Below are 13,424 nucleotides of genomic sequence, written 5' to 3' on the forward strand. Positions count from 1 at the left end.
CAGGCGCTGAATGGAGCCGAGCTCGTAGATTTCTTGTGCGACTTGGGGCGAGTAAGGGCTGCGCTGAGTGTATGAGTGGCATGGTGTTGTTTCGCACACCTAGAGTTTGGCTTTCCTCGAGATTGATTCGTTATATTTTGAGCGAAATTTGGGTGTGGAAATAAATGTGGTTTGGGGTTTGGTGTGCAATGCAGGAGTCGGTCTTGTTTGCCGCCTTCTGCTGAAATGAGTTCGCTATTGAGATAGATGTCTAGCTGGTATTTTTCGATGGCGGAGTTTCTTCACATGGCTCGACCATCCAGGGCGGCGGCAACGTCAACCTGACCAGCACGACGGGCGACATCCACGTAGTGCAGGGCAACCTGAGCGCAGGCAACACACTCAGCCTGGATTCTGCGGGCGACATCCTGTTGGAAGCGGGCAAGGCGCACGTGGCAGACCACAGCAAGAGCAGCAATGCCGGCCCCGAAGTGGGCGTTGGCGTTGTCGTGGGCGCGCAGACGGGCGTGTACGTGTATGCCGAAGCCAGCGTGGGCAGCAGCAAGTCGAACTCGGACAGCAACACCTGGCAGAACACCACGCTGACCGGCCAGCACATTTCGCTTAAGGCCGAGGGTGATACCACCTTGCGTGGCGCGACCGCCACGGCCGACCGCATCGACGTCAAGACCGGCGGCACGCTGACCATCGAATCGCTGCAGGACATGGCCGAGAGCATGTCCAAGAACAGCCAGGTGGGTGGGCGCGTGCAGGTGGCCTTCGGCAATGCGTGGAATGCCGATGGCTACGCCAGCGCAGGCAAGGCAGAGGGCAGCTACCAGGGCGTGGGCCAGCAGAGTGGCTTGTTTGCCGGCAACGGTGGCTATCATGTGGATGCTGGACACGTGAATCTGATTGGCGGCGCGATTTCCAGCACCAACGCGGCCAACAGTGAACTGACCGCACAGACGCTGACCTTCAGCGATCTGCAGAACCAGATGGACTACTCGGCCAGCTCGGGCAGCATCAGTGGCGGTGCCGGCGGGCAGATGAAGGGTTGGGATCCGAAGGCGGGCACTACCGCCCCTCGCGGTGGCCCAGGCATGTCGATGTCGGAGAGTGGCGGCGACAGCAGTTCCACGCTTGCAACGCTGACCGAAGGCAGCATCACCATCGGCGGCAAGCAGACCACGGCGGCGGAGCTGGGCATCAACACCGATGCCAGTGCGGCACATCGCGCGCTGGAGGCATTGCCGGATGCCAGCAAGCTGCTGGCGGACCAGCAGGCGATGGCGGGTGCGATAGGGACGGTGGTGGCTACCAGCAGGCAGGTTGCCAATGACATCCAGACCCATCAGAGCAACAAGGCCACGCAGGACTATTACGACAGCCTTTCGCCCGAAGAGCAGGTTGCGTTCGACAAACTTGATGCCAAAGCGAGAGACAAGCGGCTGAGTGATAACAGCCAGGCCTACAAGGATGCGAAGAAGTGGGGCAGTGGTGGTGACTACAGCCGGGCACTGGATGCCGTGACTACCGCATTAGTGGGAAGTGCAGGCGGACAGGCTGTCGGCCAGCTTGCGTCCAATGCGCTTGCACCTTATGCAGCCTTCTTCATTGGTAGCACATTTGATCCGAACCATGGCAAGGACCCCAACGCAACCATGCAGTTGCTGTCGCATGCACTCTTGGGCGCGGTGTTGGCCGAGGTCAATGGTGCCGGCGCAGGGGCAGGTGCGGCGGCCGCGGTAGGTGGTGAGGTGGCAGCCAAGTTCCTGACCGACACGCTATATGGGGGCAATGCGTCGAAGCTGAGCCCTCAGGAAAAGGGGACGATCCTGGCGCTGTCGCAGGCGGTGGGTGCGTTGGCCGGCGGATTGTCGGGGCAGGATCTGGCCGGGATAGCGTTGAATGCGGGAATTGCGAAGAATTCGGCCGAGAACAACTTCCTGGGGCAGAACGATCACGCGCGAATGATTCACCTGCGCGAGAAGGCCAAGCGGCAAGGTGGGTTGGACAAGCAGGAATCCCTGGAGCTTGTACTGCTGGATGCAGGGGATCAGATGAGTGCAGGGCTGCTACGGAAGGCGTTGGCAGGCGAGAACCTGAGTGAGGTTCAAGCGGCTGACCTCGCGACCTACATCAGCCGATATGAGTCCCAGAACGGTCCTCTTGATCTGCCTGAGCTTCAAAAGCAGTTCCAGGAGCGCGCTGGAACGCTACGCCCGGGCGAACTGCAGGGAGTCAACCCGTCGCAGGCGTACGAGCGTCCATATGCTGGTCTGGGGGACGACCAGAAAGCGTACAAGGATGCCAATTACTCGTGGGTTGAGGATATTTTCTACCGCAAGAAGGGCGCGAACGAACGGCTGTTCGAGAACGCTCTGCGCAAGTCGGGCCTGGAGCCCAGTCGCACCGAGGACTTGCTCCCGTCGTCAATGCAGTTGCGGAATTACTTCGCAATCCAAGATGCACAGACGTCGAGTGCTATGGCCAGTATCGCCTTCGTGGCTGCGACCGTGGGAGACATGAGCGAGGACAACCGTCGTGCGTTGACGTTAACGATGGGGGGTATCGCAAATATCGCTGGGATAGCTATCTCAGGTAAGACGGGATTACTGCCGCAGACAGGCGGACTTGGCGTGACACGATCTCCTTCGAGAAGGCGTGTAAGTGAGGCGCCTGCGATCAACGCATTGTCTGTAGAGCAGCCCAAAAATCAAGGCGGGGATTCGGGCGGAAGTAGTACGAAGAATTTCATTCCGCCAGGTCCAGTTCGCGTCAGTGATGCGCACAGCGTGGAAACAATTGGAGCGGGCACAAGATTTGGTGGCGGGAACAGGAATACTCTAAAATCAGTGTTGATGGGGGGGGATGACATTGATGGTGACATCAGGGAGATAAATTCAGGCCAAGGGATTCTGCTGCCTGACGGTAATGTTGCCGTGTCTTCTGGTCGAGTATGGGGTGCGCATCCAGGGAGTGCCACCATGTTCCCACGGTCGGGGCCAGGTATCGTTCAACTCTCGCAGGCAGAGTTCCGTCTCTATAGAGATATGGTCCGTCAGAATGGTATGTCTTCATCTATTGAGAAGGCGTTGGATGGTATGATCTCAGTTGGTAACAGTGGTGTTAGTTCGGAATCTCGTTCGAAACTGAATGAGCTATATAGGTCGCGAGATCTTGGTAAATGAGGGGGCGGAGTGGAGGGTTTTGAATTTTCTGTGGGTCGAGTTGTTGAATTTTTGGAGTTGAAGCCAATTCTTGCAGCTAGGTTGGGCTTGGATGCGTCGTCGATTCTTACTGAAGATGATTATTGGGGGAGGTCGGATTCCTCTGCCTTTGCAGGGGTTTCTATTGAGTACGTGGGCGGGGGGTTTCCGACATTTGTTAATGTTTATAGTGATGCGGAGTTCTATGGTGAAGCGCTGGGTGAATTGGCGGTAGGACTCTCGGTCGATCTGGGTTCACCTATTCTTATAGGTGACTATATTAGTGAGATTGATGTTGCGTCAGGGCGTTTCATAGTGGTTCGGCCTGATGGTAAATTCGAGTTTGCTTATGAAGCCGAAGGCGGTGAAGTCGTGTTATTCGATCCGCCGAGGATAATTGATGTCGGCTAAATAGGGTGGCGTCGTCGAATATTTGAAAAGCTGGTCGCTATGCTTGCTTGTTGAGTGGTTAAAATTTTCTATGGACATAGTCCGTGGATTATTTGGGTCGGGTTGAAGTGGCTGCGCGGGCCGGTATGTATTTATGTGCCGAGGCCGGCGCAGGCAGCAGCAAGAGACAGCAATGTCTGGCAGAACACCACGCTGACCGGCCAGAGCATCCCAGGGTGGCGGCAACGTCAACCTGACCAGCACCACGGGCGGCATCCACGTAGTGCAGGGCAACCTGAGCGCAGGCAACACACTCAGCCTGGATTCTGCCGGCGACATCCTGCTGGAAGTGGGCAAGGCGCACGTGGCAGACCGCAGCAAGAGCAGCAATGCCGGCGCCGAAGTGGGCGTTGGCGTGGTGGTGGGCGCGCAGACGGGCGTCTATGTGTATGCAGAAGCCAGCGTGGGCAGCAGCAAGGCGAACTCGGACAGCAACACCTGGCAGAACACCACGCTGACCGGCCAGAACATCTCGCTGAAGGCCGAGGGTGACACCACGTTGCGCGGCGCGACCGCCACGGCCGACCGCATCGACGTCAAGACCGGCGGCACGCTGACGATCGAATCGCTGCAGGACATGGCCGAGAGCATGTCCAAGAACAGCCAGGTGGGTGGGCGCGTGCAGGTGGCCTTCGGCAACGCGTGGAACGCCGATGGCTATGTCAGTGCAGGCAAGGCCGAGGGCAGCTACCAGGGCGTGGGCCAGCAGAGTGGCTTGTTTGCCGGCAACGGTGGCTATCACGTGGATGCTGGACACGTGAAGCTGATTGGCGGCGCGATTTCCAGCACCAACGCGGCCAACAGTGAACTGACCGCGCAGACGCTGACCTTCAGCGACCTGCAGAACCAGATGGACTACTCGGCCAGCTCCGGCAGCATCAGCGGTGGTGCGGGCGGCAAGATGAACGGTTGGGACGCGAAGGAAGGCACCACCGCTCCGCGCGGTGGCCCGGGCATGCCGATGTCGGAGCGCGGCAGCGACAGCAGCTCCACGCTTGCAACGTTGACTGAAGGCAACATCACCATCGGCGGCAAGCAGACCACGGCGGCGGAGCTGGGCATCAACACCGATGCCAGTGCCGCACATCGCGCGCTGGAGGCATTGCCGGATGCCAGCAAGCTGCTGGCGGACCAGCAGGCGATGGCGGGAGCGATAAGGACGGTGGTTTACACGAGCCAGCAGATTGCCAACGACATTGGCAGTGCGGGCGCGAACAGGATCACCGACAAGTATCGGGAAGGGCTGAGCGTTGAAGAAAGGCGGGTATTTGATGAGCTTTCTTCGGACGAGCAGTTCAATCGCCTGAAAGTGTTTGATCCGTCATACCCCGAGGCATTGGTCACGCAGCAGAAGTGGGCTCCTGACGGCGTCTATGGCCGCGCGCTTGGCGCGGTAACCACCGCTCTGGTGGGAGGCATGTCCGGGCAGGGGCTGGGCCAGCTCGGTTCCAACGCGCTGGCACCGTATGCGGCAGAACTGATCGGCAAGACGTTCGACCCGAACAAGCAGAGCGCTGTGCCCAGTGAGGCCATGCAGATGCTGTCGCACGCGCTGCTGGGCGCGTTGTTGGCTGAGGCCAATGGTGGCTCGGCGGGGAGCGGGGCGCTTGCGGCCGGTGGTGGTGAGTTGGCAGCGAAGTTCCTGACGGACAAGCTATTCGGCGGGGATCCCTCGAAGCTGAGCCCACAGGAAAGGGAAACAGTTCTGGCGCTGTCGCAGGCGGTGGGTGCACTGGCGGGTGGGTTGTCGGGACAGGATCTGGCCGGAATCGCATTGAATGCTGGGATTGCCAAGAATTCTGTTGAGAATAATTTCCTCGGGAAGAACGATCAGTAGCGGCTGGCAGATCTACGTGAGAAGTCTAAGAAGGGAAAACTGACGCCACAGGAATCCGCGGAGCTTATTTATCTCGACGGTGGGGATCATATGAGTGATGGTCTGCTGAATATGCTTGCCGGCGGCCAGCCTCTTTCTGTCGTGCAGCAGCACAATCTGGAGCTTTATCTGGGGGCATATGCCCAGCAGAACGGCACGGATGCGGCGATTGCCCTCGTCAGTGGGGGTATTCGCGAGGCAAGCGAATTCCCTTACTCGGGACTTTCGCGTGATAAGCAGAAGTTCACTGATGAGAACTTTTCGTTCTTCGAAAAGAACATTTGGAGAGCTGATAGCGAAAACGAGGCAATCTTCAACAAGGCTGTCATCAGGTCCGGCTTGGAGGTATGGCGCTCTGAAGATCTCCTGCCAACGGTGATGAGGCAGCGGCGTGATTTTGCGCTGATGGATGCCTTGGTCGGTAGCCCTCTGGCGAGCGGAAGCTACCTGTTCGGCAGCCTTGTAGGGCTGAGCGACGATGATCGATATGCGCTCACCATGACTGCGGGGAACATCGCGCTGATTGCCGGGGCAACGGCTGCGGGAAAGACGGGTTTGCTGCCTGTGACGGGCCGCTTGGGAATTAACCCGGTTGGTGAGGGCGGCCAGAAGAGCAGCGCTTCGAGCAGAAGGCGCGTGGGGGAGTCTCCTAGAAGCGATAGTGTTTCCGTCTCCACCAATAGTGGAACAATCAAGGCCAGCGAAACGATCGGTCAGCCTGTAGAGGCTGTCATAAATGGTCGTAAAAGGATGCTTCGGGTCGATATCGAGCCGAATGGTAAGCTTCAGATCCAGTCAGGAGGCGGAAAGGACTCGTTCGTAGACTTCCGTCCGGATCTATCATTGCCCTTGGCTCCTCAGATAGACAAGGCGTTCAGGCGATTGCCAAAATCTGCAAGGGATCAGCTTGTCAGAAACGCTGAGAAGGGGCTAAGGCGCCTGCAAGAAACAGGAAATATGTGATGGGAACCAAATTTATTGTTGTTTTGAAGGGTGGCATGAAGTTGCCCGAGAGAAAGTTCTTGATTGACCAGGCATGGGGTGATTTTCCCGTGTCCTACTTTCAGGATGATGAGAGTCTTGATGAATGTAGTTTTCTTGATCTTAAAGTTAATAAGTGGGAAATTAATAGCGAGTGGAGTTTGGTGCAAGGGGACGCGCCTTGGATCAGGGTTGAAATATTGCGGGGCGCTCCTCTCGAGGAGTATTTAAAAGGTCAAGGGGTCTTTCCGCTGATAAAGGGGTCTGGTGAGCTGCTGCTTGTTTTTGAGTTGGATGATGGCGGTAACGATTTGGATGAAATTCTTCTGCTTCGGCTTGTGATGGTTTTTTGGGGTAGTGGAATAATATATCGATGGGATGATGGTTTTCATGCCCTCGATGAAGATGCCATTGCGTCTTTACCAGGGCTCGAAGTAGTTCGGAGTCGCTTGCATAGATGTGAGTAGCTGAATTCTGCTTGCCTGAGCGCTTTCCTGCCAGGTGGCAGTAAAGTGGGTTGAATGCAGTCGTGAGTGATCAATTGTTCGGGTTGTGGGCGGATCGGAATGATCCTGATTGGGTCGTATTTACATGTTTGGATTGGATCTATGGGCTGGTGTGTTCGTGCAGATGCTGAAGTGTCTGACGAAACGTTGTGGATTTTGGCCTGATGATGTTGACTGTAGTTTCCAGAATTTGAACAGCTTTTGCGCGGATGATCACTTCTGTAGCGTAGGGTTTTCATATGGAATTCTGTGCGAACCCGACGTGGTTATTGTCAGTGATGAAGATTTTTCCACATATTTGTCTATGGCGTTCTCCAGGTATGTTGAGGGGAATCCTGAATCTGCTGATCAAGTGCTTTCAATGATGTATGTCAAAGGGTGTGTCTGAATTGTTTGCCAGTGGAGGGTTCAAGTGTCCAGTAACGCGCTCAACCATCGCGGCCATGCTCGGCGTGCTTTCTGCAGTAACTTGACGTTGGCGACAACTATCGCCATAGCGAGTCTGGCACTCACTCCACATCCCGCGCTGGCTGCCGAATCCGGCTTCGAGGGCGTCGCCTGGGGCGCAACCCAGGCCCGGCTGAAAGAAGCACTGGGCGAGCGCTTGGCTACGCGAGCCTGCCCCGAGGAACAGCAGGAAGAGCCGGAACTGAAGCGATACGCGAGAGCCTGCGGCCCTTACATCGAGGATTACACCATCGACGGAATCTCCTTCGTGGCGTTCTTCGGTCTTCGCGGAATCGAGGGGCCGCTGAGCGCTATCTATCTCGCTCGCGCCGCGACGGTAACCAACGAGCAGATCAAGGCTGGTAAAGGTGCGGAGTTCAGGTACAACCGGGTCAAGAAGGTGCTGGCAGAACGGCATGGCCGGCCTGAAAGGGTGAGCGAGACGTCTGCGCGTCCGCGCGACAAGCCTGCGGTGCTGCTGACCGAATGGGTGAGTGGTGATACGACGATCACCCTCACTGAGACGATTGTCTCCGAGGCTCGCGGTCAGCAGTACTACCTCAGTGTCGTCTACGCGCCGAAAACCCAAGTGCCGGAAGCTCGCTGACCTTCTGCAGCCTTTCGAGCGATTATCAATGTGTCTTGTTTTTGGATGAAGAATCAGTGCAGATGAAGATCGAGCCCACTTTCGGTAGAGCCGGGGGGGGCGGAGCGAGAGTCTGTCTCGGTCGCCCACGAACCATGTGAAAAGAGTGCACTGGCGACTGTGGTTGGGGACCGGTTCTCTACCTATTGCCGGTTATGGAGGCTGGACGACGCTGCCGGCAGGGCGCCGAGACGATGGCATTGGCCGGCATTCCTGTTTTCATCATTGTGGTTCTTCTTTCGACGCATGCCTGTATGGGGCACGATCTGGTTCATCGTTCCGCCTTTGGCGATGACCACGTTCACCTTGATGGGTCTGCCATGGTTGGCGGCAGTCGGCTTCGTGGTCTGCCGCGTGCTTGCTGGAATCCTGGCGAATTCCCTGTATCTGTCTCATTGCCGGAGGATTGTTCGCAAGGTTATTGCTGGGCATGGAGGCGCGCACAGGCGGCACGCGGAACTGCAGAAGGCCGGTGGTGTCAGCTATACCGCTCTGGTGATCGCCTTGGCTGTAACGGCCTCACAGAACACCCTTATCAATCTGGCGGTTCGTTCGATGCCGAAGGAGACCCCCATGCAGTCTTCAGTGCATCTGCCAGCGAACCGGCCCGACCCGGATCTCGAATATGCGGAGAGGGAGGCGTACGAGGAGGAGCTGCGTGCGATCGCGATGACGGCGTGGCCGGCGGGTGTTCCAGCGGACGGCAACGTCTGCATTGTCGAGCTACGTCTGACGCCACCGGGTAAGGTGCTGGATGCCAATGTTCTGGAGCCTTGCACGTTGGACGAAGCACAGCGCGAGCAACTGCTGGTCGAAATCAGACGTGCCGATTTCACGGTCGAGGGAAAAATGCGGTTCTTTACCCGCCATACTGTTCTCGGCTTGCGTGGCTGATTCCCCACCACGGACCTGACTGGACCGTGGGAAGGGAAGGACGTCCTCAGGCGGGGATTCTGCTTGAACGCATTTATGTTGATACAACGTTGTTTCAATAAATGTGCTTAAAGTTTCCTCGGGTCGTGCCGCCACCGATATAGGGCCACGATCAAGGGAATTGAGATGCTCGCCTTACGCAACCTCCGTGTGGGATCCCGGCTTTCTGCCGGCTTCGGTCTGCTGTTGCTGTTCATCATGGCCATCGTCGGCCTGGTGTTGTACGGAAACCATCTGAAGTCCGCCCAGTTCGAGAAAGTGGTGGGCGTGAACATGGTCAAGATGCGGTTGTTGAACGACATGCTTGATACCAACAACGCGGTGCTGATGCATCGTCGCCTGATGGTGATCAAGCGCGGCGAGGAGTTCGACAAGGATTACCAGCGGGCGCAGGAACTGAGTCGCACCTACGACGGCATCTGGGACAAGTACGTCAAGATTCCCCGCGATGCCACCGGCGATACGCTGGTGGCGCAGATCGCGGCGGCACGCAAGGCTACCGACGTCTCCACCCAGCAACTGCACGAGCGGATGAAGGCGGGCGACTACGATGGTGCAGCCACCGAGCTGCTGGCCGAGCACGGTCTGGCCACGGCCTGGAACGGAGCGATCTCCAGCCTGCTGCGGCACCAGGAGGCCTTGACCGAACGCAGCCGTGAGGAATACCGCGCCACGGAAGCGTGGACGGGAACCCTGTCCATCGCCTTCGGTGTGCTCAGCCTGATCCTCGGTGCACTGGCTGCGTGGGCGATCACCCGCAGCCTGACCCGCCCCTTGGCGGGTGCGGTGAAGCTGGCCGATGGCATCGCCAACGGTCGCCTGGACAACGTCATCGATGCCTCGGGCAATGACGAGGTGACCCAGTTGCTGAAGTCCATGCAGCGCATGCAGGGGCAGTTGCAGGCGGTGATGGCGGCGCAGGGCGAGATGGCGCGGCAGCATGATGACGGCAGCCTGGGCTATCGCATGGACGAGAGCGCCTTCCCAGGCGACTACGGGCGGATGGTGCATGACACCAACGCACTGGTGGGTTCGCACGTGCAGGTACAGAACCGCCTGATCGAAGTGATGAAGCACTACGCACGCGGCGACCTGTCGGTGGACATGGATCGCCTGCCGGGCGAAAAAGCGGCGATCACCCAGGCCATGGACGAGACCAAGTCCAGCCTGTCGGCCATCAACGGCGAGATCCGCCGGCTGGCAACAGCTGCTGCCGCCGGTGACTTCAGCCTGCGTGGCGACGAAACTCGCTTCGAGCATGATTTCGGCGAGATGGTGACCGGCCTCAACCGGTTGATGCAGACCACCGATGGGAACCTGGTGCAGGTGTCTAGCCTGCTGCAGGCCATCTCGCGCGGCGATTTGACCGTACGCATGCAGGGCGATTTCCACGGTGTCTTCGCGCGCATGCGCGACGACTGCAATGCCACCGTCGAACAGCTGACCCAGATCGTCGGCCGCATCCAGGCCAGTGCATCCAGCATCAATCTGGCGGCGGGGGAAATCGCCTCGGGCAATACCGATCTGTCGCGGCGTACCGAGCAGCAGGCGGCCAATCTGGAAGAGACGGCAGCGTCGATGGAGGAACTGACCTCCACGGTGAAACAGAACGCCGAACACGCGCGCCAGGCCAACCAGTTGGCCATCGGTGCACATGGGGTGGCCTCGCAGGGCGGCGAGGTGGTCGGCCAGGTGGTGACCACCATGACGGCCATCGAAGCGTCGTCGAAGAAGATCGCCGAGATCATCAGTGTGATTGATGGCATCGCCTTCCAGACCAACATCCTGGCGCTCAACGCCGCGGTGGAAGCGGCGCGCGCGGGTGAGCAGGGCAGGGGCTTTGCCGTGGTGGCCAGCGAGGTGCGCACGCTGGCTCAGCGCTCGGCGGGTGCGGCCAAGGAGATCAAGGGCCTGATCGAAGAGTCGGTGGGCAAGGTATCCGACGGCTCGGCGCTGGTGCGTCAGGCGGGCACGACGATGGGCGAGATCGTCGCGTCGGTGCAGCGGGTGACCGACATCATGGCCGAGATCTCGGCGGCCTCGCAGGAGCAGAGCTCGGGTATCGAGCAGGTCAACCAGACCGTGATGCAGATGGACGAAACCACCCAGCAGAATGCTGCGCTGGTGGAAGAGGCCAGCGCGGCAGCACGTTCGATGGAGGAACAGGCCAACCTGCTGGCCGAGGCGGTGTCGGTGTTCCGCACCGGGGCTTCGGTGGCGGCGGCAGCGGTCCGGCCGATGTTGGCAGCGGTCGCTGCAAGCGTGCCGCCGGTGCGTCGCGTGACCGGCGTGCCGCCGCGCATCGCGCCGTCGCTCGCTGCCAACACGGGTGGGTGGGAAGAGTTCTAAGCCGGGTGGGAGACGGCGCCCATCGCGATGCTGGTCGCGATGGGCGCATTTTTGTTTCCTGAACCGATGGTGGCCGCTCAACCCCCGCAGACGCGGATTTCACCTGCAGTTGCCACCCGCAGGCAGACACTTGCGCCATACCGGAGCACAGGAGATGGCCATGAAGACCTCGACCCGATTGATGGTGCTGGGCACCCTGCTGACGGCGTCGTCCGTTGCTGGCGCACAGAATTACGGCCCGCGTGATGAAGGCCGCAAGTTCAACGATGGCAGCCGCGTGGTCTGCAAGAACGTGGAAGTGCAGCGCAATACCCGCGATCCCAACCGCATCACCGGCACCGCTACGGGCGCCGTGGTCGGTGGCCTGCTGGGCAACCAGGTAGGCGGCGGCAACGGCAAGAAACTGGCGACGGTTGCCGGTGCCGTAGCGGGCGGCGCGGCCGGCCGGCAGATCCAGGGCAACCACCAGCAGAAGACCGGCGACCGTGTGGTCGAGCGCCGTTGTGAGCGCGTCTACCGCTGATCCGTCCACGCGATAACCCCTTCCACACTGCTGTACCCCGAACGCCGGCCCTGTGCCGGCGTTCTTCGTTTCCGGTCCCGTTCCGTGAAGCAGGGCGCATGCCTATACTGCGCCGACCTCCAGGGATGAATCGCCAGTGAACGAGTCGAGTGCTGTAGACCGACGGGAACCGTCCGATGTTGCCGATGCAGTGCCTCGCACGACAGCCAGCTACTCCCGCGTGCGCGACCGCACCGACGAGCTGGAGCTGTTCATTTCCGGCCTGCTCGCCTTCGCACTGCTGGCCGTGCCGGGCTATCTGTTCGACGCGTGGGCGCGCAGCAGCCTGCATACCGAAGGGGTCTATTTCCAGGCGCTGTGGTTCGCCTTCAGCATCGGCGTGGGCATGTGCTACGTGCTGGCGGTGGCCTTGATCATCCACCTGGCGGTGCGCGGCTACTGGATCGGCCTGATCGGTCTGAAATCGCACTTCCCCAACGGCATCGACTGGGATCGACTGACGATGCTGGGGCCGTTCTCACGCGCGTTCCTGAAGCAACGCGACGGCGGGCTCGACGGCACCATCGAACGTGCGGACCGGCTTGCCACCATGCTGTTCTCGAGCACGCTGCTGTGCGTGCAGACCCTGGCCGGCACGCTGGTGGTGGCGATCGTCTCGCTCGGCGTGGCGATGGCCATCGGTGCCGCCTTCGGCGATGTCGATCGCATCACGCTGGCGATTGTCGCAGTACTGATGGTTGGCCTGCTTGGGCTGGCGATGGTGCCGATGCTGCTGGAGAAGTCGATCGCGCGGCGCCACGCGCGGGGCCTGGACACCGCACGGCAGGAGAAGCGGCTGCAGTCGGTGCTGGCGGGTCTGCAGCGGGTACCGATGCTGCGCCTGCTGCAGACCATGCAGTGGACCCTGCAGAGCAACCTGCGCGGCCGCTCGTTCACCGTGATCTATATATCGGCGGTAATGCTGGCGATGGTGCTCGCTGCCCTGCAGGTGTACGGCTCGATGAAGTTCTCGCTGTTCAACCGCTACAGCGTGATGACCGAAGAAGCGGTGGACCACGGCATGCTTGGCGCGCACTACGAATCGCTGCGCTCGGCGCATGACCAGCTGCTGCCCTATCCGATGATTCCGGCCGATACCATTAGTGCATCGCGGTTGCGGCTGTTCATTCCGCACCGTCCGCAGCGTGACAATCCGGTGGCGCGGCAGCGCTGTGCCGGTGGTGCCCGCAACGAAGCGCAGGGTGCACAGGCGGCGACGGCAGCGGTGAACTGCATGGCACTGCTGTGGACGGTGCAGCTCGATGGCGGCAAGGTCGACCTGCATGAGTTCGTGCCGATGGAGCGCCGCGACCTGGACATGCGCGGGCTGGTGGGCTACCTGCCGATGGCGGACCTGAAACCGGGCAGGCATGACCTGCGACTGGTCTGGAACGCCGACGGCGGCGAACGTGGCCCCAGCCGCCGCCGCGAATACAACATCCCGTTCTGGTACGCGCCGGAGCCGTAAAAAGGGAACGGAGGG

10 protein-coding genes and 1 pseudogene are annotated in these 13,424 nt (G+C 59.8%); all 11 read left to right on the forward strand.

Going from position 1 to position 13,424, the window contains the following annotated elements:
* Nucleotides 1–254: 254 nt before the first annotated feature.
* Entirely contained in the window at nucleotides 255–3,173 is a 2,919-nt protein-coding gene (locus tag CR919_RS21395; RefSeq protein ID WP_279324058.1) for a hemagglutinin repeat-containing protein, read from the forward strand.
* Between the two features lie 9 nt (nucleotides 3,174–3,182).
* The gene (locus CR919_RS21110; RefSeq protein ID WP_133119635.1) at nucleotides 3,183–3,602 is read left to right on the forward strand and encodes a hypothetical protein; all 420 of its coding nucleotides are present in this window, start codon (nucleotides 3,183–3,185) and stop codon (nucleotides 3,600–3,602) included.
* A gap of 223 nt (nucleotides 3,603–3,825) precedes the next feature.
* Nucleotides 3,826–4,236: pseudogene (locus tag CR919_RS21445) on the forward strand (hemagglutinin repeat-containing protein); the annotation flags it as partial.
* Between the two features lie 942 nt (nucleotides 4,237–5,178).
* On the forward strand, nucleotides 5,179–5,478 hold the full coding sequence (locus tag CR919_RS21450; RefSeq protein WP_279324059.1) for a VENN motif pre-toxin domain-containing protein: 300 nt from the start codon (nucleotides 5,179–5,181) through the stop codon (nucleotides 5,476–5,478).
* Between the two features lie 90 nt (nucleotides 5,479–5,568).
* Complete coding sequence (locus tag CR919_RS21290) at nucleotides 5,569–6,480, forward strand: hypothetical protein (protein WP_207761047.1); 912 nt, start codon at nucleotides 5,569–5,571, stop codon at nucleotides 6,478–6,480.
* Nucleotides 6,480–6,965, forward strand: coding sequence for a hypothetical protein (locus CR919_RS17385; RefSeq protein WP_099821075.1), 486 nt, complete (start codon nucleotides 6,480–6,482; stop codon nucleotides 6,963–6,965). Before CR919_RS21290 ends, CR919_RS17385 begins: the two co-directional genes overlap by 1 nt.
* Nucleotides 6,966–7,416: 451 nt before the next feature.
* A complete protein-coding gene (locus CR919_RS17390; RefSeq protein ID WP_133119636.1) occupies nucleotides 7,417–8,058 on the forward strand; it encodes a hypothetical protein in 642 nt (213 codons plus the stop codon).
* 285 nt (nucleotides 8,059–8,343) lie between these two features.
* A complete protein-coding gene (locus CR919_RS17395; RefSeq protein ID WP_343124863.1) occupies nucleotides 8,344–8,991 on the forward strand; it encodes a hypothetical protein in 648 nt (215 codons plus the stop codon).
* Between the two features lie 165 nt (nucleotides 8,992–9,156).
* Complete coding sequence (locus tag CR919_RS17400; protein ID WP_099821077.1) at nucleotides 9,157–11,379, forward strand: methyl-accepting chemotaxis protein; 2,223 nt, start codon at nucleotides 9,157–9,159, stop codon at nucleotides 11,377–11,379.
* Nucleotides 11,380–11,533: 154 nt separating this feature from the next.
* Entirely contained in the window at nucleotides 11,534–11,902 is a 369-nt protein-coding gene (locus CR919_RS17405; RefSeq protein ID WP_099821078.1) for a glycine zipper 2TM domain-containing protein, read from the forward strand.
* Nucleotides 11,903–12,092: 190 nt separating this feature from the next.
* The gene (locus CR919_RS17410) at nucleotides 12,093–13,409 is read left to right on the forward strand and encodes a hypothetical protein (protein ID WP_207761048.1); all 1,317 of its coding nucleotides are present in this window, start codon (nucleotides 12,093–12,095) and stop codon (nucleotides 13,407–13,409) included.
* The last annotated feature ends 15 nt before the right edge of the window (nucleotides 13,410–13,424 follow it).

Origin of the sequence: Stenotrophomonas sp. LMG 10879 (assembly GCF_002750935.1) — a bacterium.
In the GTDB taxonomy this organism is placed as follows: domain Bacteria; phylum Pseudomonadota; class Gammaproteobacteria; order Xanthomonadales; family Xanthomonadaceae; genus Stenotrophomonas; species Stenotrophomonas lactitubi_B.